Raw genomic sequence first — 23980 nt, 5'->3', positions numbered from 1 at the left:
TTAACTCACCTATTCGAAGAAGTCGCAGCGCTGGACGGTCAGTAGATTCCGAGTTCTTTTCCGATGAAGTCGAAGACCTCGTCGTCGGACGACGATTCGAGCTTCTCGGCAACTCCGGGTGCGGCATCGCTCGCCTGGGTCTCCTTCCACTTGGAAAGGACGACCTCGAGGCGGCTGGTGATCTGGGCGGACTCGCCGTCGCCGGGCAGTGCGGCGAGCATCTGCTCCAGGCGGTCCAGTTCGGCCAGGACCGGTTTGACCGGGCTGGCCTCCTCGGTCAGGCGGACGCGCAGGTGGTCGGCGAGCGCGGCCGAGGTGGGGTAGTCGAAGAGCAGGGTGCTGGGGAGCCGCAGCCCGGTGGCCCGGCCCAGCCGGTCGCGGAGTTCCACGGCCGTCAGCGAGTCGGCCCCGAGGTCGCTGAACGCCCGGTCGGCCGCGACGGTCTCGGCGCTCGCGTGGCCCAGGACGACGGCGGCCTCGGTCCGTACCATTTCGGTGAGCAACCGGTCCTGTTCCGTGCGGCTCAGGGCGGCCAGTTGCGCGGCCAGCGCGTTGCCGGCCGCCGACGCCTCGTCCGCGCCGTCGGCGTCACTGCGGGCGGCCAGCACCTCGGCGACCTCGGGCAGGCCCTCGATCAGCGGGCTGGACCGGCGCAGCGTGAACGGCGGTGCGAACCGCTCCCAGTCGACGTCCGCGACGGTGATCGCCGCTTCGTCGGTGGAAAGCGCCTGGTCGAGGGCGCGGATGGCGGCGTCCGGGTCGAGCAGGCGCAGGCCGCGCCGCTCCATGTGCCCGGTGGCCTCCTCGTCGGTCATGCCGCCGCCGCCCCACGGACCCCAGGCCACCGAGGTCGCGGCCAGGCCACGGGCCCTGCGGTGCTCGGCCAGGGCGTCGAGGTGCGCGTTGGCGGCCGCGTAGCCGGCCTGCATACCGCTGCCCCAGGTGGCGGCGATGGAGGAGAACAGCACGAAGGCGTCCAGGTCCAGGTCGGCGGTGAGCCGGTCGAGGGCGGTCGCGCCGCCGGCCTTGGCGGCGAGGATCGCGGCCAGTTCCGGCACGGACGCGTCGTCGAGGGCCGTCATCTGGCCGAGGCCGGCCGCGTGCATGACGGCGGTCAGCGGCGGGCCGCCGGCGCCGATCCAGTCGATGGCGCCGGCGAGTGCGGACTCCTGCGCGGCGTCGCAGGCGAGGACCTCCACGTGCGCGCCGCGCTCCGCGAGTTCGGCCGCAAGGGCCGCGCTGTGGGCGGTGCCGGGGCCGGAGCGGCCGGCCAGGACGACCCGCTCGGCGCCGCGGTCGGCGAGCCAGCGCGCGACCCGGCCGCCGAGGGCGCCGGTGCCGCCGGTGATCAGCGCGGTGCCGCGCGGCGCCCACTGCCCGCCGGTGCGGCGGGGTTGCGCGGCGCGGGTCAGGCGGCGGCCGTGGATACCGGACGGACGGATGGCGACCTGGTCCTCGCCGCAGCCGGCGATCACCGCGCGCAGCCGCTGTGCGGTCCGCTCGTCGAACTCCTCGGGCAGGTCGATGAGCCCGCCCCCGTGGTCGGGGTGCTCGAGGACGACGACCCGGCCGAGTCCCCACGCCTGGGCCTGCACCGCGCTGGCCGGGGCCTTTTCCGGTGCGACGGCGACGGCGCCGCGGGTCACGCCCCACACCGGCGCGAGCACGCCCTCCATGACGAGGGCCTGGGCCAGTGTCTGCGAGCCGGCCAGGCCGGTCGCGAGCGCCGGGTGCCCGGGCAGCGGTGTCTCGTCGACGGCGAGCAGATGGACGACGCCGGCCACGCCGTCCTGCGGAACGACCTCGGCGATCTGGGCCGCCAGCCGCCCCAGGTCGGTGGTCTCGGTGGGCGTGAGCAGCACCACCTCGGCGCCGCCGTCGGTCAGCGCCTGGGCGCAGTGGTCGGCCAGCGTCTTCGCGGCGGGTACGGCGGGGGCCACCAGCAGCCATGTGCCCGACGGGTCCGCCGGGGCGGGGTCGGCGACCACCTCCCAGGCCACGCGGTACCACCAGTCGGCGGTGGCCGACTTCTCCTGCTCCCGGCGCCGCCAGGACGCCAACGCGGGCAGGGCGTCGGCCAGTTGCCGCTGGTCCTCGGCGGCCAGGCCGTCGGCGACCGAGGCGAGGTCGCCGTCCTCGACCGCGGCCCAGAACGCGGCGTCGGTGGCGGTTCCGGTGCCGTCGCCCCAGGCGTGCGGGAGGGTCTGGATGCCGTCCGGCCAGTAGCGCTGGTGGCGGAAGGCGTACGTCGGCAGCTCCACCGTCTCGCCCTGCGGAAGCACCCGCTTCCAGTCCACCGGGGCACCCTGGACGAAGGCCCGCGCCAGGCCCGTTTCCAGGCCGGTCACGCCCTCGTCGGTACGGCGCTGGAGCGGCACGAAGGCGGGCTCCACGCCCTGCACTTCGGCGACCGCGTCCGGGCCGAGGGAGGACAGCGAACCGTCCGGGCCGACCTCCAGGAAGACCGAGATCCCCTCACGCGCCAGAGCCGCGACGGCGTCGGCGAAGCGGACCGCCTGCCGCACCTGCGCAGGCCAGTACCCGGCGTCCGGGTCCGACACCAACTCGCCGCTGAGGGCGCCCGCCCAGAGCGCGGTGGGCCGGCGGTGCTCGATCCCCTGCGCCGCGGCACTGAGACCGTCGAGGACGGGGTCCATCGCCGGGGAGTGGAACGCGTGCGACACCCGCAACGGCCGCACCCGGCGACCCCGCTCCCGCCACAACTCCACCAGCGCGTCCACCGCTTCGACCGCGCCGGACACGACGACCGAGTCCGGACCGTTCACCGCGGCGACCGCGACCGCACCCGTCACCTCGGCGAAGGAGGCCACAACCTCCGCCTCCGGCGCCTTGATCGACGCCATCGCGCCACCCGAAGGAAGCTCCTGCATCAGCCGGGCACGTACCGCGACGAGCTTGCAGGCGTCCGGCAGCGACAGCACCCCGGCGACGTACGCGGCAGCCACCTCACCCACCGAGTGACCCACCACCGCATCCGGCCGCACCCCCGCAGCCTCCAACACCCCAGCCAACGCCACCTCGAACGCGAACAACCCCGTCTGCGCGTACAACGTCTGATCCGCCAGGTCGGCGTCCACACCCTCGGAGCCCAAGACCACGTCCCGGACCGGCACATCAGCCCCGAGCTCCAACTCCAGCAGCCCGCACACCCGGTCGAAGACCTCGGCGAAGAGCGGGCTGGACCCGTACAACTCCCGGCCCATGCCGGTCCACTGCGATCCCTGGCCGGCGAAGACCAGCCCCACCTTGGCCCCGGAGCGGGCCACTCCGGAGACGACCGACGCCGACGACGCACCCTCGGCGACGGCCTGCGCCCCCGCCAGCAACTCCCCACGATCCGCGCCCAACACGACCGCACGGTGCTCGAACGCCGTACGCGTCGCCGCCAACGACCACGCCACATCGGCCGGTTGCAGCTCCGGACGGGCCGCCACCCACTCCCGCAGCCGGTCCGCCTGCGCCGCCAGCCCCTCCGCGGAACGGGCCGACACCGGCCAGGCACCCGCGTACGGCAGCAGGGGCAGCGCGTCCGGGTCCGTCACAGCCGTGGCGGAGTCACCCTCGGCCGGTTGCTCGGCCGGCGCCTCCTCCACGATGACGTGGGCGTTCGTCCCGCTGATCCCGAACGCCGACACGCCCGCCCGGCGCGGACGCTCGCCGGCCGGCCACGCCACCGGCTCACCCAGCAGCCGCACCTCACCCGCGGACCAGTCCACGTGCGGCGACGGCTCGTCCACGTGCAGCGTCCGCGGCAGCTCCTCGTGCCGCAACGCCAGCAGCACCTTGATCACACCGGCCATGCCGGCCGCGGCCTGGGTGTGGCCGATGTTGGACTTCACCGAGCCCAGCCACAGCGGCCTGCCCCCGGCACGCTCCTGGCCGTAGGTGGCCAGCAGCGCCTGTGCCTCGATCGGGTCGCCCAGCGGGGTGCCGGTGCCGTGCGCCTCGACGGCGTCCACCTCGGCGGGAGTGAGGCGGGCGTCGGCGAGCGCGGCGCGGATGACCCGCTGCTGGGAGGGGCCGTTGGGCGCGGTGAGGCCGTTGGAGGCGCCGTCCTGGTTGACGGCGGAGCCGCGGATGACGCCGAGCACGTGGTGCCCGTTGCGGCGCGCGTCGGACAGGCGCTCCAGCACGACCATGCCGGCGCCCTCGCCCATGCCCATGCCGTCGGCGTCGGCGGAGAAGGCCTTGGAGCGTCCGTCCGCGGCCAGTCCGCGCTGCCGGGCGAAGCCGACCATCTCCCACGGGGTGGCCATCACCGCGACGCCGCCGACCAGGGCCAGCGGGCATTCGCCCGACCGCAGCGCCTTCGCGGCGGTGTGCAGGGCGACCAGCGAGGAGGAGCAGGCGGTGTCCACCGTCATCGCGGGGCCTTCGAGGCCGAGGGTGTAGGAGACGCGGCCGGAGATGATGCTGGTCGCGTTGCCGGTCACGAGGTGGCCCTCGACCTGGGCGGCGCTCTCCTGCCCGCCGAGCTGCATGCTGGCCAGGGCGTAGTTGGAGGAGTAGCCGCCGATGAACACGCCGGTGCGGGAGCCGCGCAGGGTGGCGGGGTCGAGGCCGGTGGCCTCCAGTGCCTCCCAGGACAGTTCGAGCATCAGGCGCTGCTGCGGGTCCATGGCCAGTGCCTCGCGCGGGCTGATGCCGAAGAACCCGGCGTCGAAGCGGGTGGCCTGGTGGAGGAACCCGCCTTCGCGGGTGTAGGAGGTGCCGGGGCGCGAGGGGTCCGGGTCGAAGAGGGCGTGCTCGTCCCAGCCGCGGTCCTGCGGGTAGCCGGAGATTCCCTCGCCGCCGCCCGCGAGCAACTCCCAGAGTTCTTCGGGGGTGTTGAGGTCGCCGGGGAAGCGGCAGCTCATGCCGACGACGGCGATCGGGTCGTCGTCCGTACCCGCCGGGGCCTGGGGAACGGCGGCGGCACCGGCCGGTGCGTCGTCCGCGTCGAGGGCGCCGAGCAGTTCGGTCCGCAGGTGGGCGGCGAGCACCGCGGGGGTGGGGTGGTCGAACATCAGCGTCGCCGGCAGCCGGAGTCCGGTGACGGCGGCGATCCGGTTCCGCAGTTCGACGGAGGTCAGCGAGTCGAAGCCCAGGTCGCTGAAGGCGCGTCCGGGTTCCACCTCGTCGGAGCCGGTGTGGCCGAGCACTCCGGCGGCCTCGTCCCTGATCCGGTCGACCAGCAGGCGGTCCTGTTCGGCCCGGGACAGGCCGGCGAGCTCCCTCGCCAGGTCGCCTTCGACCCGCTGGGCGCCGCTGTCGGGGCGGTGGGCCGCCTTGAGCTGCCGGACCTCGGCGAGGTCGCGCAGCAGCGGCGCCTCCAGGGCCTGTTCCTGTCCGGGGGAGGAGGCGAAGGCGGCGAGGTCGAGGTCCATGACGGTCAGCACGGTGTCGGTGCCGGCCAGTGCGGTGCCCAGTGCCTTGACCGCCAGCTGCGGGTCCATCAGGACCTCCCAGCGGTTGCGGCGCAGCCGCTGCCGGGCCGCTTCGGTGTTCTGGGACACGCCGTCGCCGGACCAGGGGCCCCAGGCGACGGCGAGGGCCGGCAGGCCGCGGGAGCGGCGGTTCTCGGCGAGGGCGTCCAGGTAGGCGTTGGCGGCGGCGTAGTTGGCCTGGCCGGCGCCGCCGAAGGTCGCGGCCGCGGAGGAGAACAGCACGAACGCGTCGAGGTCCAGGCCGGCGGTCAGCTCGTCGAGGTGGGCGGCGCCGGCGGCCTTGGCGGCGAGCGCGTTGGCCAGGCGGTCGGCGTCCAGCCGGTCGAGCACGCCGTCGTCGAGGACGCCCGCGGTGTGCATGACGGCGGTCAGCGGCGGGCCGTCGGCGGCGATCCGGTCGAGGAGCGCGGCCAGGTGCGTGCGGTCGGCGCTGTCGCAGGCGCGGATCTCCACGGTGCTGCCGGCTGCCGCGGCGCTCGCGGCGAGGGCGGCGGCACCGGGGGCGGCGGCGCCGGACCGGCTGGCCAGGACGAGCCGTTCGGCGCCGCGGCCGGCGAGCCAGCGGGCCACGTGCCCGCCGACGGCGCCGGTGCCGCCGGTGATCAGTACGGTGCCGCGCGGCGCCCACGCGCGGTCGGCGGCGGGCTGCGGGGCGCGGCTGAGCCGGCGGGCGAGGATGCCGGCCGGGCGGATGGCGACCTCGTCCTCCCCGCAGCCGGCCAGGACCGTGCGCAGCCGGCTCGCGGCGCGGTCGTCGAGGACCACGGGCAGGTCGATGAGGCCGCCCCAGCGGTCGGGCTGCTCCAGCGAGACGACCCGGCCCAGGCCCCAGGTCTGCGCCTGCACCGGCCGGGTCAGGGGGTCGCCGGGGGCGGTGGCCACCGCGCCGGTGGTGAGCATCCACAGCGGGGCGGTGACCGCCGCGTCGGCGAGCGCCTGGAGCAGGGTCAGGGTGCCGGCCAGCCCGGCGGGCAGTTCGGGGTGGCGGAGGGTCGGGGTCTCGTCCAGCGCGAGCAGCGACAGCACACCGGCGGGCGGCGCGGACCGGTGCGGGTCCGGTGCGCCGGCGGTGCCGTCGGGGTGCAGGGCGCGGGTGAGTTCGGCGGCCAGGGCGCCGCGCTCGGCGGTGCCGGCGGCGACCTCGACGACCTCGGCGCGGGCGCCGCGTGCGGTCAGCGCGGTCACGCACGCCCGGAGCAGGTCCGCGGTGCCGGGGGCGGGGTCGACGGGGACCGCCACCAGCCAGGTGCCGGCCGGGTGGGCCGGTGCCGGGTCGCCGAGCGGGGTCCAGTTGACCCGGTAGCGCCAGGTGCCGGTGACGTCGCGGTCCCGCTCGCGCCGCCGCCAGGACGCCAGCCGGGGCAGCACCGCGCCGAACGGCTCGGCGGCGTCCACGGCGAGGGTGTCGGCCAGGCGCCGCAGGTCGCCGTCCTCGACGGCGGCCCAGAAGCGGGTCTCGGCCTCGGTGGCCGCGCTGTCCCCGCCGTGTACGGCGGTGGCCGTTTGCTGGGCGGGGGCGTCGGCGCCGAGCCAGTAGCGCTGGTCGCGGAAGGCGTACGTGGGCAGGTCGACGCGGCGGCCGGCGGGCAGCACCCGGCGCCAGTCGACGGCGGTCCCGGCCACGTGCACCTGCGCGAGGGCGGCCAGCAGCCGCAGCGGGCCGCTGTTGTCGCGGTCCAGCGTGCCGGTGACGGTGACCGCCATCGGGGTGTCGGCGGTCGCCAGTTCCTCGACGGTCTCGGTGATCCCGGCGGTCAGCACCGGCTGCGGGGAGACCTCGACGAAGGTGGCGTGTCCGGCGGCGGCCAGCTCCCGTACGGCCTCGTGGAAGCGGACGGTGCTGCGGACGTTGGCGTACCAGTAGTCGGCGCCGAGTTCCGTGCCGTCCATCCAGCGGCACTCGACGGTGGAGTACAGCGGCACCCGGCCGGGTCCCGGGGTGATGCCCGCCAGGCGTTCGGCCAGGACGCCGGCGAGCGCCTCGACGCCGGCGGAGTGCGCGACGAAGTCGCTGACCGGGATCGGCCAGCGCATGACGCGCCGGGCGGCGAGTTCGGCCCCGAACTCGGTCAGCGCCTGCGTCTCGCCGGAGACCACGGTGGCGGCGGGCCCGTTCACCGCGGCGACGGCCAGCCGGTCGCCCCAGGGCGCCAGCAGGTCGCGGACGGCCTCGGCGGGCATCACCACGGACAGCATGCCGCCGCCGGTGCCGAGCCCGGACAGCTCCTGGCTGCGGACCGCCACGACCCGGGCCGCGTCCTGGACGGAGAGCACACCGGCCACCGTGGCGGCGGCGATCTCCCCCTGGGAGTGGCCGACCACCGCGCCGGGGGTGACACCGGCGGCCTCCCACACGGCGGCCAGCGACACCATCACCGCCCACAGCATGGGCTGCGCCACGTCCGCGCGCTCCAGTCCTGGGGCGCCCTCGGCGCCGGCCAGCACCTGGGCCGGCGTCCAGTCCGACCAGTCCACGTGCGGGGCGAGGGCCTGCGCGCACTCCGCGAAGCGGGCGGCGAACACCGGTGAGGCGGCCAGCAGTTCGCGGCCCATGCCGGCCCACTGGGCGCCCTGCCCGGGGAAGACGAAGACGGGTTCACCGCTCTCGGCGGCCGCGGTCGTGCCGGCCACCACCCGGGGGTCGCCCGTCCCGGCGGCCAGCGCGGTGAGCCCGGCGACGAGTTCGCCGCCGTCGGCGCCGGTGACCACGGCCCGGTACTCGTGGACCGAGCGGGTCGCCGCGAGCGACCAGGCGACATCGCGCGGGTCGCTGCCGGGGTGGGCCGCCAGGTGCTCCGCGAGGCGGGCGGCCTGCCGGCGCAGGGCGTCGGCGGTGCGTCCGGACACCAGCCAGGCGGTGTCGGCGGTGGTGTCCAGCACCGCGGGCGGCTGCGGGGCAGCGGCGCCGGTACCCGCGCCGGACGGGTCGGCGGAAGGACCCGCCTGCGGCTCGGCGTCGAGCGGGGCCTCTTCGAGGATGACGTGGGCGTTGGTGCCGCTGACGCCGAAGGAGGACACGCCGGCCCGGCGCGGCCGCCCGGTGCCGGCCGGCCAGGGCTGGGCCGCGCGCAGCAGTTCCACCTCGCCGGCCGACCAGTCGATCTGCGGCGAGGGCTGCTCGGCGTGGAGGGTCTGCGGCAACTGCTCGTGCTGGAGCGCCAGCACCATCTTGATCAGGCCGCTGATGCCGGCCGCGCCCTGGGTGTGGCCGATGTTGGACTTCACCGAGCCCAGCCACAGCGGGCGGCCCTCGGGGCGCTCCTGGCCGTAGGTGGCCAGGACCGCCTGCGCCTCGATCGGGTCGCCCAGCGGGGTGCCGGAGCCGTGCGCCTCGACCGCGTCGATGTCGGCGGCGGTCAGGCCGGAGTTGGCCAGCGCGGCGCGGATCACGCGCTGCTGGGACGGGCCGTTGGGGGCGGTCAGGCCGTTTGACGCGCCGTCCTGGTTGATGGCCGAGCCGCGGACCACGGCGAGCACCGGGTGGCCGTTGCGGCGGGCCTCGGACAGGCGCTCCAGGACCACCATGCCGGCGCCCTCGGCGATGCCCATGCCGTCGGCGTCGGCGGAGAAGGACTTCGAGCGGCCGTCGGGGGCGAGGCCGCGCTGCTTGCTGACCCACACGAACAGCTCGGGGGTGGACGCGACGAAGGCGCCGCCGGCGAGGGCCAGCGTGCATTCCCCCGAACGCAGCGCCTGCGCGGCCATGTTGACGGCGACCAGCGCGGAGGAGCAGGCGGTGTCCACGGTGACGGCGGGGCCTTCGAGCCCGAGGGTGTAGGCGACCCGGCCGGACAGCACGCTGGTCGTGGTGCCGGTCAGCAGGTGCGCTTCCAGGCCCTCGGTGGCGGCCGGCTGGGCCAGGCCGTAGCCGGCGAAACTGCCGCCGGCGAACACCCCGGTGCGGGAGCCGCGCAGCGTGCCGGGCACGATCCCGGCCCGCTCCAGGGCCTCCCAGCACGTGCCGAGCAGCAGCCGCTGCTGCGGGTCCATGGCCAGCGCCTCACGCGGGCTGATCCCGAAGAAGCCCGCGTCGAACTCGGCGGCGTCGTAGACGAATCCGCCCCGGCGCACGTAGGCCGTGCCGGGCGCGTCCGGGTCCGGGTCGTAGAGGGCGTCCAGGTCCCAGCCGCGGTCCTGCGGGAAGGCCCCGATCGCGTCGGTGCCGGTGGCCAGCAGCTCCCACAGGTCCTCGGGGGTCTTCACGCCGCCGGGGAAACGGCAGCCCATGCCGACGACGACCACCGGGTCGTCGTCGGCGGCCGCGGTGGCGGGCACGACGGTGCCGCCGGCGCTCGCGGTGCCGCCGCCCAGCAGCTCGGTGGCCAGGTAGCCGGCCAGCACCCCGGGGCTGGGGTAGTCGAACAGGAGCGTGGCGGGCAGCTTGAGGCCGGTGGCGGTGGCGAGGCGGTTGCGCAGTTCGACGGCGGTCAGGGAGTCGAAGCCCAGCTCGCTGAAGGCGCGCGTGCTGCCCACCGCGTCGGCGGAGGAGTGCTCCAGGACGGCCGCCGCCTCGCCGCGGACCAGGGTGGTGAGGGTGCGCAGCTGCTCGGTGGTGTTCTGCCCGGCGAGCTGCGCGAGCAGCGGGCTGTCGGCGCCGGGTACGACGTCGCCTGCGGCGGCGGTGCCGGACAGGGCCGCGGCGACCTCGGGCAGCTGCTCGATCAGCGGGCTGGGCCGGCGCAGGGTGAACGGCGGCGCGAAGCGCTCCCAGTCGACGTCCACGACGGCCGGGCTCGTCTCGCCGGCGTCCAGGACGCGGGCGAGGGCGCCGACGGCGAGGTCCGGGTCGAGGAGCCGCAGTCCGCGGCGCTCCAGCTGGAGGCCGTCGTCGCGGGTGCCGGCGGTCCCGACGTTCCAGGGGCCCCAGGCCACGCAGACGGCGCTCGCGCCGCGGGCCCGGCGGCGTTCCGCCAGGGCGTCCAGCTGGGCGTTGGCCGCGGAGAAGCCGGGCTGGCGGCCGCCGCCCCAGACCGCGGCGACGGAGGAGAACAGCACGAACGCGTCGAGGTCGAGGTCGGCGGTCAGCTCGTCCAGCACCGCGGCCGCGCCCGCCTTGGTGGCGAGCACCGGGGCCAGGTGCGGCACGTCCAGGTCGTCCACCAGGACGTTGTCGACGATCTCCGCGAGGTGCAGCACCGAGGACACGGCCGGACCGGTCGTCCCGGCCCACGCCAGCGCTCCGGCCGCCTGGTCGCGGTCGCTCGCGTCGCAGGCGAGGACGTCCACGCGGGCGCCGCCGGCGGCCAGTTCGGCGGCGAGTGCGGCGGTCCGCGCGGTCGCGGTGCCGCCGCCCGTCAGGAGCAGCCTGGCGGCGCCGCGTTCGACCGCCCAGTGGGCGACGGGACCGGCCATGGGGCCGGTGCCGCCGGTGATCAGCACGCTGCCCCGCGGGCTCCACGCCCGCTCCGGCGCCGCCGGCAACGCGGCGTGTACGAGCCGCCGGCCCAGCACGCCCGCCGCGCGGATCGCGACCTGGTCCTCACCAGACCCCGCCAGCACCCCGGCCACACGCGCGGCAACCCGACCGTCGGAACCGTCGAACCCGGCGGGCAGGTCGACCAGGCCGCCCCAGCGGTCGGGGTGTTCCAGCGCGGCAACGCGGCCGAAGCCCCACGTCAGAGACTGCACCGGGGACACGGTCGCCTCGCCGGGAGCCGCGCTGACCGCGCCACGGGTCAACGCCCACAGCGGCGCGTCCACCCCCGCGTCACCAAGAGCCTGGACCACAGCCAACGTACCCGCCAGGCCACGCGGCACCGCCGAGTGTCCAGGCACCGGGGTCTCGTCGAGAGCAAGCAGCGACACCACACCGGCCGGGGCCGCCGCGTCCTGGAGCACCTGACCCAGTACGGCGCCCACCGCCGCACGATCGACGGCCTCGGCGGGCACACGGACGACGGTGGTGTCCGCGCCACGCGCGGCAAGTGCCGCCGCACAGGCACCCGTCAGGCTGTCGCCGTCCGGCCCGGTCAGCAGCAGCCAGCGACCGGTCAGGACCGCGGCGACCGGGTCCGCGACCGGCGCCCACTCGACGCGGTAACGCCAGTCCGCAGTGGCTGACCGGTCCCGCTCACGCCGCCGCCAGGACGCCAGAACCGGCAGCACCCCCAGCAGGTCCCGCCGGTCCTCCGCCGACAGCGAGTCGGCGAGAGCCGACAGATCACCGCCCTCAACGGCAGCCCAGAACCGCTCCTCCACACCCCCCGGCACCGCGTCCCCGCCGGCGGCCGCCTCCGCCGCCGAAGACTCCAGCCAGTAGCGGCGGCGCCGGAAGGCGTAGGTGGGCAGTTCGACGACCTCGGCGGCCGGGAGCACCTTGCGCCAGTCCACGGAAAGCCCGCCGACATACGCCTCACCCAACGCCCGCAGCACCCGCGCCGCACCCGCGTCCTCACGCGTCAACGTCCCCACCGTCAGCACCGACCCGGTACCCGCGTCCTCAGCCGTCTCCGTGATCGCCGCAGTCAGCACCGGATGCGGCGACACCTCCACGAACGCACCGAACCCCACCCCCAGCAGGCCCCGCACCGCCTCCTCAAAACGCACCATCCGCCGCACATTCGCAAACCAATACCCCCCATCCAACTCCTCACCAGTCAGCATCTCCCCCGTCACCGTCGACATCAACGGCACCCGGCCACGACACGGAGCAATCCCCGCCAACTCCCCCTCCAGCACACCCGCCAACGAATCCACCAACGGCGAATGCGCCACAAAATCCGACGCCGGAACACGCCACCGCAACACCCGCCGCGACGCCAACTCCCGCTCAAAACCAGCAAGAGCATCCTGATCACCCGACACCACCACAGACGCCGGACCATTCACCGCAGCCACCGACAAACGACCACCGAAACCATCCACCAACTCCTCCACCGCAGCAGCCGGCATCACCACCGACACCATCGACCCCGCCACCGACAACCCCGACAACGCACGCGAACGCACCGCCACCACACGCGCCGCATCCTCCAACGACAACATCCCCGCCACCGTCGCCGCCGCAATCTCACCCTGCGAATGACCCATAACAGCGTCGGGAGTGACACCCGCCGCCTCCCACACCGCGGCCAACGACACCATCACCGCCCACAACGCCGGCTGCACCACCTCCGCCGCCTCCAACACCGGCGCACCCACCACACCCATCAACACCTCACCCAACGACCACCCCACATACGGAGCAAGCGCCGCCTCACACTCCGCCAGACGCGCCGCGAACACCGGCGAAGAACCCAGCAGTTCACGCCCCATCCCCACCCACTGCGCACCCTGACCCGCGAACACGAACGCCGTACGACCACCCGAACCCACCACACCCGCACCCGCACCCGGCGCCGCACCACCCGACGCCAAAGACGCCACACCCGCCAACAACTCACCCCGACCCGAACCCACCACCACACCACGACGCTCGAACACCGAACGCGTCACCGCCAACGACCACGCCACATCCCCCGGCTCAAGCCCCGGCCGCTCCGCCACCCACTCCCGCAACCGCCCCGCCTGCGCCGCAAGCCCCTCCTCCGACCGACCCGACACCACCCACGCCGTCACCCCACCCCCCGCGAGAACGGCCGGAGCAGCGACCTCCTCCGCCGCCTCCGGCACGTCCGCGGCGACCCCGTCGTCTCCGTCGTCCCCGGGCTCAGCCGCCTCCGCAGCCGTCTCCGCGGCCGGGGCCTCCTCCAGGATCACGTGGACGTTCGTCCCGCTCATCCCGAAACCGGACACACCCGCCCGCCGCGTCCGCCCCGACCCACCCGGCCACGCCACCGGCTCCGCCAGCAACTCCACCCCGCCCACCGACCAGTCCACCTCACTGGTCGGCTCCTCGACATGCAGCGTGCGCGGCAACTGCCCGTGCTGGAGCGCCAGCACCATCTTCATCACACCGGCGACACCGGCCGCGGCCTGCGTGTGGCCGATGTTCGACTTCACCGAGCCCAGCCACAGCGGCCGGCCCTCGGGACGCCCCTGGCCGTACGTCGCCAGCAGCGCCTCGGCCTCGATCGGGTCACCGAGCCTGGTCGCCGAGCCGTGCGCCTCGACCGCGTCGATGTCGGCGGTGGTCAGGCCGGCGCCGGCCAGCGCGGCGCGGATGACGCGCTGCTGCGCGGGGCCGTTGGGCGCCGTCAGGCCGTTGGACGCGCCGTCCTGGTTGATCGCCGAACCCCGCACCACCGCAAGGACCTTGTGGCCGTTGCGCCGGGCGTCGGAGAGGCGTTCCACGACCAGCATGCCGACGCCCTCGGCCCAGCCGGAGCCGTCCGCACCCTCGCTGAAGGACTTGCAGCGTCCGTCTTCGGACATGCCGCGCTGCCGGGAGAAGCCCACGAACACGGACGGGGCGGAGATCACCGTGGAGCCGCCGGCGAGGGCGAGCGAGCACTCCCCCGCGCGCAGCGACCGGGCGGCCATGTGCAGGGCCACCAGGGAGGAGGAGCAGGCGGTGTCGATGGTCACCGCGGGGCCCTCCAGCCCGAAGGTGAACGCCAGCCGCCCGGAGGTGACGCTGGTCGACACGCCGGTGAGGAGGTGCCCTTCGGAGGCGCCCGACCGCATCGAGGGATCGGTGCCGTAGCCCTGGCCGTAGGACCCGGCGAACACGCCGGTGGGGGTGCCGCGCAGCGCGCTGACGTCGATCCCGGCCTGCTCGAACGCCTCCCAGGCCACTTCGAGCAGCACCCGCTGCTGCGGGTCCATCGAGACCGCCTCGCGCGGGCTGATCTCGAAGAAGTCGGCGTCGAAGTCGGTCGCGTCGTAGATGAACCCGCCGTGCCGGGCGTAGGAGGTACCCGGGTGGTCCGGGTCGGGGTCGTACAGGTTCTCCAGGTCCCAGCCGCGGTCCTGCGGGAACGGGCCGATCGCGTCGGTGCCGGCGGCGAGCAGCCGCCACAGGTCCTCCGGGCCCTGGACCCCGCCGGGGAAGCGGCAGCCCATCCCGACGATCGCGATCGGCTCCTGGTCGCGTTCCTCCACCTCGGCCAGACGGCGGCGGACCTGGCGCAGGTTGGTCGTCACGAGCTTGAGGTAATCGCGAAGCTTTTCTTCGTTGGACACCTGAATCCGCCATCCCTGCTGTGCCGAGGATAATCCGCCGTCGATCTCGGGGGACGCGATGTGGCGTTATCCAGGAAGTACGCAATATCGGTGCGCGGGCAGCACGGGCTGGAAAACCCGGTCCCGGCAGTGGAATACCGTCACACTTTCACCGTGGCAGGGCTCCCAGGGAGTTTCTGCCGCACACGCCACCTCACGATTGCCGTCAGCAACTTCCGGACCGGGATACCGGGGTGAAGCCGATGTTTACCCTGAGGTCGAGTCCACCAGCGACAGGAACATATCCAGGCCCCATGGGTGCCGCAACGCGTCAGTTGAACGCGGTGCCGGCGCCGCGGGGGATACCGTTCGGGCGGTGCGAGGGGAAAAACGAGCGCGGGGCGGTGAATCGGCCGTTGGCCGTTCAACCGCCCCGCGAGTGCGCCGAATCGGCGGGTCAGCTCTTGCTGTCGGAGGTGCTCAGGGCGCTTTCCCCGCGCATCCACTGGCCGAGCGTCCGCCGCGGGTGGCGGACCACGATGTCGCCGCCCTTGAGGAGTCCGGTGACGTTCACGCGCAGCTCGACCGGGGCGTCCGCGTCGGACGCGGGATTGCGGTACTTGACCTCTCCCACCCGCACGGTCACGTCGTCGGTCCTGACCACGATGCCCGGCCGGACGACCAGGATGAGGTTGCCGCCGATGCTGATCTGCGCGTCGATGTCCAGCGTGTCGTGGCCGATCACGGCCTCGGTGAAGTCGAGTTTGACGTCGCCGCCGTGCATCCGGATGTCCAGGTGGCGCGGGACCTCCCAGCTGCCGGAGCGGTGCAGGGTGCCCCACCGCTGGTTGATCTCCACGACGTCCTTGGGCCGCTCGGACCCGGTGCCGGCGTCGGCGGGGACCGGCGAGACCGGCAGGTCCCTGGTGAGCTGGGCCAGTTCGCTGACGGTGCGGGCGCTCAGTGCGGCCTCGACCCGTTCGCTGACCTCCTCGGAGGTCAGCCGGCCGTCCCCGGCGGCGTCCCGCAGGATCTCCACCACCTGTTCCCGGTCCGCGTCCGACGCCCGCAGCGCTGCCTGCGAGTCCTCCGCGCCGTCATCGATCGACGGCTTCTCATCAGTCATGGTGTCCAGCCTCTTCCCGTACCAGTGGATTCTCAAGGCACTCGATCCGGCCGCCCGGCCGGGCCCGGAGCGCTGCGGCTCGGCCCTACGACGTTCAACTGCCGACCGATCGCGCGTGAACGGGCCCCGTGGGCGGGCGGGTCGGCCCACATGCGGCTGCACGGGGAACAGGTGGCCCGTGCGGGGCCGTCGGGTCGGGTGCGATCGGGTTGAACGGCACGACGTACGGCGGCCGTTTGTCTAGCGTGTGCCGCACGGATCGTACCTGCGCAGTGGCACCACTGTGCTCATGCACACACTCGTTTCACACAACGGCAGGTTGTGACGGCCGTGTTCGGACGGTGCCACCGCACCGGCCGGCCGGGTCCCACCGGCGGTCGGCCGTGCGGCACACGCGCGTGCGGCACAAGCGATTGGGGAACCAGGAAATGTCGTTGATGAGTCTGGTCATGGGGGCGATGGCCTCCGCCGCGGTCGGCACGGCGGCCCAACTGGGCGTCGCGGACGTGCTGGCGCAGGGTCCGGCCACTGCGCCCGAGCTGGCCAAGGCCGTCGACGCGGACGCCGACTCCCTCGGCTCCGTCCTGCAAGCCCTCACCGCGCTGGGCGTGTTCACCCGCGACGAGCAGGGCCGGTACGCCAACTCCCCGCTGTCCGAGCCGCTCAGGAGCGACCACCCGGAGTCGGTCCGCAACCTGGCGGCGCTGCTGTGCGGCCTGTACGGCCACGCGGCGACCGGCGGACTGACCGAGGCGGTACGGACCGGGACGTCGGTGATGCCCACCGCGTTCGGCGTCTCGCTCTACGAGTACCTGGACCAGCACCCCGACAGCGCCCGGATCTTCGACCGCGCCATGGAGGACTGGGCACGGCCGATCGGCACCGTGCTCGCCGAGCACGTCCCGTTCGCCGGCGTGCGCACCGTCGTCGACGTCGGCGGCGGCAACGGCACCCTGCTCAAGGCGATCCTCACCGCCCACCCCCATCTGCGGGGCGTCTGCGTCGACCGCCCGGACACCTGCCGCCGCGCCGAGGCCGAGCTCGCCGCCTCGGGCAGCGCGGACCTCGCCGACCGGCTCACCTTCCAGCCCGCGGACATCCTGCACGAGGTGCCCGCCGGCGGCGACCTCTACATCCTCAAGAACGTGCTGCACGACTGGAGTTCGGAGAGCGGCGTGCAGATCCTGCGGAACATCCGCCGGGCGGTGGTTCCCGAGGGCGCGACGCCGACCGAGGACAGCTCGAAGCTCCTGGTGATCGACCCGCTGGTGGAGCACGACTCGGGGGCCGCCTTCCGCAACCTGGTCAAGATGGTGGTCGGCGAGGCGCAGGCCCGCGAGCGCAGCGAGGCCGACATGCGGCGCGAGGCGAAGGAGGCGGGCTTCCACGTGCTGTCCATCACCCCCTGCCCGGCGGACCTCAGCATCACCGCCTGCACACCGGTCTGACCGGGCCGGCACCTTGTCTGTGCGAGCTTCCGCGGCGCCGGTGCACCCGGTGACGGCGGCCTCGGTGACGGCCGGCCGCGCGGTGCGCAGTCCGCACCGCGCGGCCGTCGACCAGGCGGCCGTTGACCACGCTGCCCCAGGTGTGTCGACCTAGAGCGCCGCTGCTCCGCTGACCCGCAGCCGCTGGGCGTACTGCTGGAGCGCCCACAACTCGTTCGCCGCCGCGACCGCCTCCGGCGCGTCCGCCGGCACGCCCTGCGCCGCCAGCCGTGCCCCGGTCGCATGGACCTGCGCCACCCGGCGGTCCACCGCGAGCAGCCGCACCCGCACCAGCACCTCGCCCGCGTACACCTCGGGCGTCTTGTGCATGACCGGTTCGACGGCCAGTTCGGTGACCATGCCGCGCACCGTGTCGTCGGGCGCGGCCTCGCGCACCCGCAGCAGATAGTCCCCGTCGGCGTACTCCGCGCCGCCCGCCTCGGCGATCGCGCGGCGCACCGCGGCGTAGGGCGGGCCGGTGAACTCGTCCTCGCCGTAGGCGTCGAAGGCCGGGGAGACCAGGGCGGGGAACTGGAGGGCCAGCTTCAGCAGTTCGCGCTCCACCCGGTGCGCGGGGCTGCGCAGGTCCAGCCGCGGCCCGGACGGCGCCCGCCGCTCGGCGCGCTCCGGCCCACCGCCCGACCCGTTCGGGTGCGACCCGTTCGCATACGGTCCGCCCGGCCCGCCACGGGACGGCCCGCCGCGGGAGGGGCCGGTGCCGGCCGAGCCGCCCGCCGCGCGGGCCCGGGCCATCGCCCGCACCCGGCGGATCATGCTCTGCTCCTCCGCCTGCGTGGAGATCCCCGCCATCCCGACCAGCCGGATCGCGTAACGGTCGCGCAGCGCCTGGTTCTTGATCGCGGCGACCACCGGCACCGCGGCGTCCACCGCGGCGACCCGGCCCTCGTCGGTGTCGAGGTTGTATCGGCCCACGATCGAGCGCAGCGCGAACGCGAAGAGCGGGGTGCGGCCGTCGATCAGCCGCTGGATCGCCGGATCGCCCTCGGCCAGCCGCAGTTCGCAGGGGTCCATGCCGCCCGGGGTGATCGCGATCGACGTCTCGGCGGCGAACTTCTGGTCGTCCTCGAAGGCGCGCAGCGCGGCCTTCTGGCCGGCCGCGTCGCCGTCGAAGGTGAAGACCACCTCCGAGGTGGAGTTGTCCATCAGCAGCCGGCGCAAGATCTTGATGTGGTCCCCGGCGAACGCGGTGCCGCAGGTGGCGATGGCGGTGGTGACACCGGCGAGGTGGCAGGCCATGACGTCGGTGTAGCCCTCGACGACGACCGCGCGGCCGGTCCTGGCGATCTCCTTCTTGGCGAGGTCGATCCCGTACAGCACCTGGGACTTGCGGTAGAGCGGCGTCTCGGGCGTGTTGAGGTACTTCGGGCCCTGGTCGTCCTCGCGCAGCTTGCGGGCGCCGAAGCCGATCACCTCGCCGGTGATGTCCCGGATCGGCCAGATCAGCCGGCCGCGGAACCGGTCGATGGCGCCGCCCCGGCGGCTCTCGGAGGCGAGCCCGGAGGTGATCAGCTCCTTGTCGCTGAAGCCCTTCCCGCGCAGGAAGCGCACCAGGTGGTCCCACCCGGCCGGTGCGTACCCGACGCCGAAGTGCTCGGCCGCCGCCTGGTCGAAGCCCCGCCCGGCGAGGAAGGCCCGCCCGATCTCCGCCTCGGCCGAGCCGAGTTGCTCCACGTAGAAGGCGGCGGCCGCGCGGTGCGCCTCCACCAGCCGAATCCGCTCGCCCTGCTGCCGCCCCGGGACGGCGCTGCCTTCCTCGTACCGCAGGGTGATCCCGGCCCGCGCGGCCAGCCGCTCCACGGCCTCGGCGAACGTCAGATGGTCCACCTTCATCACGAACGCGAGCGTGTCCCCGCCCTCGCCGCAACCAAAACAGTGGTAGAGGCCCTTGGAGGGGCTGACCTGGAAGGAGGGGGACTTCTCGTCGTGAAAGGGGCACAGGCCCTTGAGGTTGCCGCCGCCGGCGTTCTTGAGCTGGAGGTAGTCGGAGACGACGGAGTCGATCGGGACGGCGTCGCGTACCGCCCTCACGTCGTCGTCCCTGATCCTTCCTGCCACGGAAGTAGTTTACGGCCCGCCGCCGACAGCTCCGGCGGGGCGGTGGCGGGACGTGCGTGCCCGGGCGGGCCTGTCCCGGGAAGTCCCGGGATCAGGTCAGCCCAGTTCCTTGGTCACGAAGACGTAGTGCGGTCCGCTCGGGGCGAGCTGGAACTCCTCGCCGGTCGCGGTGAACCCGAAGTGCTCGTAGAAGCCGCGGGCGGAGACCCGGCCGTTGCACCACACCACCTGGGCGCCCCGGGCCGCGGACTCCCGCAGCCCGGCCCGCAGCGCGGCGGCGCCGAAGCCGCCCCCGCGCACCTGGGCGGCGCTGCCCATGCCGCGGAAGCGGAAGGCGGGTGCCGCCTCGCCCGGCAGGGGGTCGGGGAAGAACGTCACGCACGCCCGGACCGCGCCCTGCTCGTCGTACGCGGCTATGTGGAAGGTGTCCTCGCGCGCGTCCTCCGGGTAGACCGCGGCCTCGCGCGGCATGCCGGTGCGCAGCACCTCCCACCGCAGCGGGAAGATCTCCTCGACGGGTACGACGGCGGTGCGCATACGGTCATTCCTCCGCGTTCGGTGCAGGTCGGTCCAGGAACGAGGCTAGCGGCACCGCCGGGTCGGACAGCGCCTCGGGGTCGACCGGGCGGCCGTCGCGGATCAGGTTCTGGATCGGCCCGGTGACGTCCCACACGTTGACGTTCATCCCGGCGAGCACCCGGCCCTCGCGCAGCCAGAACGCGATGAACCGGCGCTTGCCGACGTCGCCGCGGCACACCACCTGGTCGTACGACCCGGGCGCGGCGTGCCCGGAGAACTCCATGCCCAGGTCGTACTGGTCGGAGAAGAAGTACGGGACGCGGTCGTAGCCGACCTGCTGCCCGAGCATGGCGCGGGCCGCGGCGGGGCCGCCGTGCAGCGCGTTCGCCCAGTGCTCCACCCGCAGCCGGCCGCCCCTGGTCCGGGACGAGGGGGACCCCAGCAGCGGGTGCTCCGCGTTGGCGACATCGCCCGCGGCGAAGATGTCCGGGTCGGAGGTGCGCAGCGAGGCGTCCACGGCGATGCCGCCGCCCTCCGCGCGGTCGGCGAGCGCCAGCCCCGCGGCCTCGGCGAGCGCGGTGCGCGGGGCCGCGCCGATCGCGGCGAGCACGTCGTGCGCGGGGTGCTCGGTGCCGTCGTCGGTGATCGCCGCCAGCACCATGCCGTCCTGGCCGGTGATCTCCGTCAGGCGGGTGCCGAAGTGGAAGCGGACGCCGTGCTCGCTGTGCAGGTCGGTGAAGACGGAGCCGATCTCCGGGCCGAGCACGCCGTGCAGCGCGGTCGGCTCGGGCTCCACCACGGTCACCTCGGCGCCGTAGCCGCGCGCGGCCGCGGCCACCTCCAGGCCGATCCATCCGGCCCCCGCGATCACCAGGTGGCCGTTCTCCCGGCCCAGGCTGGTCAGCACGTGCTTCAGCCGCTCCGCGTGGGCGAGCCGGCGCAGGTGGTGCACCCCGGCGAGGTCGGTGCCCGGGATGTCCAGGCGGCGCGGCTCCGCGCCCGTCGCGAGCAGCAGCTTGTCGTACTGGAGTACGGTGCCGTCGCCCAGGCTCACGGTGTGCGCCGCGCGGTCCAGGTTCACCACGGGCTGGCCGAGGTGCAGCTCGACGTCGTGCTCCGCGTACCAGGAGGCGGGCTCCACGAAGACCGAGTCGCGTGCGGCGCTGCCGGTCAGGAAGCCCTTCGACAGCGGTGGGCGCTCGTACGGGTGGTCGCGCTCGTCGCCGATCAGTATCACCCGGCCGGTGAAACCCTCGGCGCGCAACGTCTCCGCGGCCTTCGCTCCGGCCAGGCCGGCTCCGACGATCACGAAGGTCTGGTGCGCGTCCACCACGGTGTGCCTCCCCGGCGGGTAGTCCGTTGCCCTGCTGAGCGTCCCGCACGGCGGCCCGAACGAAAAGGGTGCCGCGCCGTGATCATCCCACGGCCCCCGGGCCCCTCCCCCTCTACGGCGCGTCCCCGCCCCCGGGGGTGGCAGCCCCTTCCGGTGCGGTGCCATCCCCTGCGGGCACGTAGTGGCTGGCCGCGCAGTTCCCCGCGCCCCTAGGTGAGTGCCCCTAGCGGCGCGTGCCATTGCCTCCGGGTGCGTTGTGGCTGAGCGCGCAGTTCCCCGCGCCCCTGGGTGAGTGCCCCTAGCGGCGCGTGCCATTGCCTGCGGGCGCGTGGTGGTTGGTCGCGCAGTTCCCCGCGCCCCTGGGCATGTGCGGCTGCTCCGCAGCGCACCGCGACCCGCACCCAACGGCGGCGAGCAACCCGATCAGGGGCGCGGGGAACTGCGCGCCAAGCCCATACGCACCCGCAGGCGAAACACACACCGCAGGGGGCAGGACCCAGGGGCGCGGGGAACTGCGCGACCAACCACCACGCACCCGCACAAGAAGGCACCGCACCGCAAGGGGCACCCACCTCCGGGGGCGGCCTCACCGTCGGAGACGGTAGGTGGCGGCGGCGTCCGTGAGGGACGCGATCTGGTCGACGACCGCGCGGCAGCGCCCCGCGTCGTCGGTGGCGGCGAGGAAGAGAGACCGGAACTGCGGATCGAGCCCGTCGGGCGCCCGCGCGAGAAGCGTCTCGGCGAGCTCGCGGATGACGACGCGCTGCTCGGCGCGCCGCCGCTCCTGGGCGGCGCGCTGCATGACGTAGCGGTCGGCGACAGCCTTGAGCACGGCGCATTCGAGCCGCTGCTCGCGGGGCACGACAAGCTCGGCACCGTACCGCGTCAGGCGCGCGGTGCCGTAGCGGCGGCGGGTCGCCGTTTCCGCGGCGAGGCAGAAACGTCCGATGAGTTGGGACGCCGCGTCCTTCAGCCGCGCCTGGCCGAGCGCGGAGTCGTCGTGGCGGTGCGGCCACCAGGGCTGCGCGAGGAGCCGGTCGAGTGCGGCCGAGAGCTCCTCGGGGTCGGTGCCCGCGGGGGCGTAGCGGTCGGCGGCGCAGGCGAAGACGGTGTCCCGGTCCGGCCGGGAGGAGAGCGCGCGGGGGTCGATGTGCCCGGCCTGGAGCCCGTCCTCCACGTCGTGCACGGAGTACGCGACGTCGTCGGCCCAGTCCATCACCTGGGCCTCGAAGCAGGTCCGCCCCTCGGGCGCGCCCTCGCGCGCCCACGTGAAGACGGGCAGGTCGTCCGGGTAGACCCCGAACTTGCGGGAGCCGGGGTCGGCCGGGTGGGAGCCGCGCGGCCAGGGGTACTTGGTGGCGGCGTCGAGCGCGGCCCGCGTGAGGTTGAGCCCGACGCTGACGAGTGCGGGCTCGCCGCCGCCGGCCGCGGCGACCTCGGTGAACCGTTTGGGCTCGATCCGGGTCAGCAGCCGCAGGCTCTGCGCGTTGCCCTCGAACCCGCCGCAGTGGGCGGCGAACTCGTCGAGCACCATCTCCCCGTTGTGCCCGAAGGGCGGGTGCCCGAGGTCGTGCGCGAGGCACGCGGTCTCCACCAGGTCGGGGTCGCAGCCGAGCGCGGCCCCGAGTTCCCGGCCGACCTGCGCGCACTCCAGGGAGTGGGTGAGCCGGGTGCGCGGGCTGGTGTCGGCGCCGGAGGTGCCGCCCGCCTCGGGGTCGACGACCTGCGTCTTACCGGCCAGCCGGCGCAGCGCCGCGGAGTGCAGCACCCGGGCCCGGTCCCGCTGGAAGGCGGTCCGCCCGGGCCGCTTGTCCGGCTCGGGCACATAGCGCTCGATGTCGGCGTCGCGGTAGCCGTCCGTCCGGGGTGCGCCCGGCCCGTTGCCGCCTGGCTGGTTCGCGTCCATACCGACGACGGTAACCGGCCCGGGTGCGGGCACCGCGGAGACCGGGCGATCATCCGATGAACGAGGAGGAACCGGGAATACGGCGCACCCCGGCGCACGCCTCGTCGTAGCGGCGCAGCACCAGCTCGGCCATCGCCGGGTGGGTGCCCAGCGGCGCGGCGGCGATCCAGGGGGCGGCAGCGGCGACCTGCGCGGCGAACCGCCCGGGCGCGGTGAAGCAGGAGGCGACGGCAACCTTGCGCAGGCCCCGCTCGGCGAGAGCGGCGACGGCCTGCGGGACGGTGGGGTGGGCGGCGGAGGCGTACCCGGGGACGACCGGCACGCCGCCGAGCCGGTCGGACAGCAGCGCGGCGGTGCGTTCGGTGTCACGCGCCGAGTCGGTGTCGCGGGAGCCCGCGGCGGCCAGCACCACCGCCTCGCCGCCGGTGTCCCACCCGGCCTGCGTGAGCCGGTCGTGCAGGGCGCGGGCGAGCAGCGGGTGCGGGCCGAGCGCGCCGGCGACGACGCCCCGCAGGTGGCCGGCGCCGGCCAGCGCCTGCGGCAGGTCGTGCTTGACGTGGTGGCCGCGGCCGAACAGCAGGGGTACGACGACGGCGGCCCCGGCCAGCTCCGCGAGCACCTCGCCGAGCAGCGGGCGGTCGATCTCGACGTACGCGATCCGCGCGTCGAGCCCGGGGCGCGCCATCCGGACCCGGGCGACCAGCGCGGCCAGGGTGCGCGCGGCCCGCGGGTCGCGGCTGCCGTGCCCGACGGCGACGAGCGTGGGCGGCCGCGGCCCCACCACGGGCCCGGCCGGGGCGGCGCTCGCGGCCCCGGTCACGGCCCCAGCGGACAGCACGGCCCGGCTCATCGGGTCCCCCCGGCTCGTCGGGTCCATCTGTTCTCCCCTGTCATACCCGCGATCCTGCGCACCGGTTGTGTCCGCGCCGTTGCGGCCGCGTACCGACGGGTCACGGTCCGCTCACCGCGGTGCGGCGGGCATGGTGAGCCGGCTCGGTACGTCATATCTCCACTTTTACTCCGATTCGCGGCGGCGCGGCGGCA

8 protein-coding genes are annotated in these 23980 nt (G+C 74.7%); 1 reads left to right on the top strand and 7 read right to left on the bottom strand.

The window, feature by feature from the left end; all coding sequences use genetic code 11:
- Positions 1 to 38: 38 nt before the first annotated feature.
- A complete protein-coding gene (locus AC3ERT_RS26505) occupies positions 39 to 14510 on the bottom strand; it encodes a type I polyketide synthase (protein WP_435177188.1) in 14472 nt (4823 codons plus the stop codon).
- 436 nt (positions 14511 to 14946) lie between these two features.
- Positions 14947 to 15615: a DUF1707 domain-containing protein gene (locus AC3ERT_RS26500; RefSeq protein WP_435177186.1), complete on the bottom strand. Its 669-nt coding sequence runs from the start codon at positions 15613 to 15615 to the stop codon at positions 14947 to 14949.
- Positions 15616 to 16052: 437 nt separating this feature from the next.
- Here AC3ERT_RS26500 and AC3ERT_RS26495 point away from each other — a divergent pair, with 437 nt between their 5' ends.
- A complete protein-coding gene (locus tag AC3ERT_RS26495; RefSeq protein WP_435177184.1) occupies positions 16053 to 17063 on the top strand; it encodes a methyltransferase in 1011 nt (336 codons plus the stop codon).
- Between the two features lie 150 nt (positions 17064 to 17213).
- On the opposite strand, the gene dnaG is transcribed toward AC3ERT_RS26495, so the two are convergent.
- The 5 genes from dnaG to AC3ERT_RS26470 form a co-directional block, all read right to left on the bottom strand.
- Positions 17214 to 19178: a DNA primase gene (gene dnaG / locus AC3ERT_RS26490; RefSeq protein ID WP_435177182.1), complete on the bottom strand. Its 1965-nt coding sequence runs from the start codon at positions 19176 to 19178 to the stop codon at positions 17214 to 17216.
- A gap of 96 nt (positions 19179 to 19274) precedes the next feature.
- On the bottom strand, positions 19275 to 19715 hold the full coding sequence (locus AC3ERT_RS26485) for a GNAT family N-acetyltransferase (protein WP_335984378.1): 441 nt from the start codon (positions 19713 to 19715) through the stop codon (positions 19275 to 19277).
- Between the two features lie 4 nt (positions 19716 to 19719).
- Positions 19720 to 21030: an NAD(P)/FAD-dependent oxidoreductase gene (locus AC3ERT_RS26480; RefSeq protein ID WP_435177180.1), complete on the bottom strand. Its 1311-nt coding sequence runs from the start codon at positions 21028 to 21030 to the stop codon at positions 19720 to 19722.
- 586 nt (positions 21031 to 21616) lie between these two features.
- The gene (locus tag AC3ERT_RS26475; protein ID WP_435177178.1) at positions 21617 to 22936 is read right to left on the bottom strand and encodes a deoxyguanosinetriphosphate triphosphohydrolase; all 1320 of its coding nucleotides are present in this window, start codon (positions 22934 to 22936) and stop codon (positions 21617 to 21619) included.
- Positions 22937 to 22985: 49 nt separating this feature from the next.
- A complete protein-coding gene (locus tag AC3ERT_RS26470; RefSeq protein WP_435177176.1) occupies positions 22986 to 23813 on the bottom strand; it encodes a sirohydrochlorin chelatase in 828 nt (275 codons plus the stop codon).
- Positions 23814 to 23980: the final 167 nt, after the last annotated feature.

This window comes from Actinacidiphila sp. bgisy145 (genome assembly GCF_057708125.1).
The sequence above is the reverse complement of the archived record's forward strand: the minus strand, read 5'-3'. Positions and strand labels throughout refer to the sequence as shown.

Excerpts from the sequence above, each read along its gene's own strand:
- AC3ERT_RS26475 (WP_435177178.1), bottom strand. The coding sequence starts at position 22,936 with ATGGACGCGAACCAGCCAGGCGGCAACGGGCCGGGCGCACCCCGGACG.
- AC3ERT_RS26500 (WP_435177186.1), bottom strand. The coding sequence starts at position 15,615 with ATGACTGATGAGAAGCCGTCGATCGATGACGGCGCGGAGGACTCGCAG.
- AC3ERT_RS26485 (WP_335984378.1), bottom strand. The coding sequence starts at position 19,715 with ATGCGCACCGCCGTCGTACCCGTCGAGGAGATCTTCCCGCTGCGGTGG.
- AC3ERT_RS26470 (WP_435177176.1), bottom strand. The coding sequence starts at position 23,813 with ATGGACCCGACGAGCCGGGGGGACCCGATGAGCCGGGCCGTGCTGTCC.
- AC3ERT_RS26495 (WP_435177184.1), top strand. The coding sequence starts at position 16,053 with ATGAGTCTGGTCATGGGGGCGATGGCCTCCGCCGCGGTCGGCACGGCG.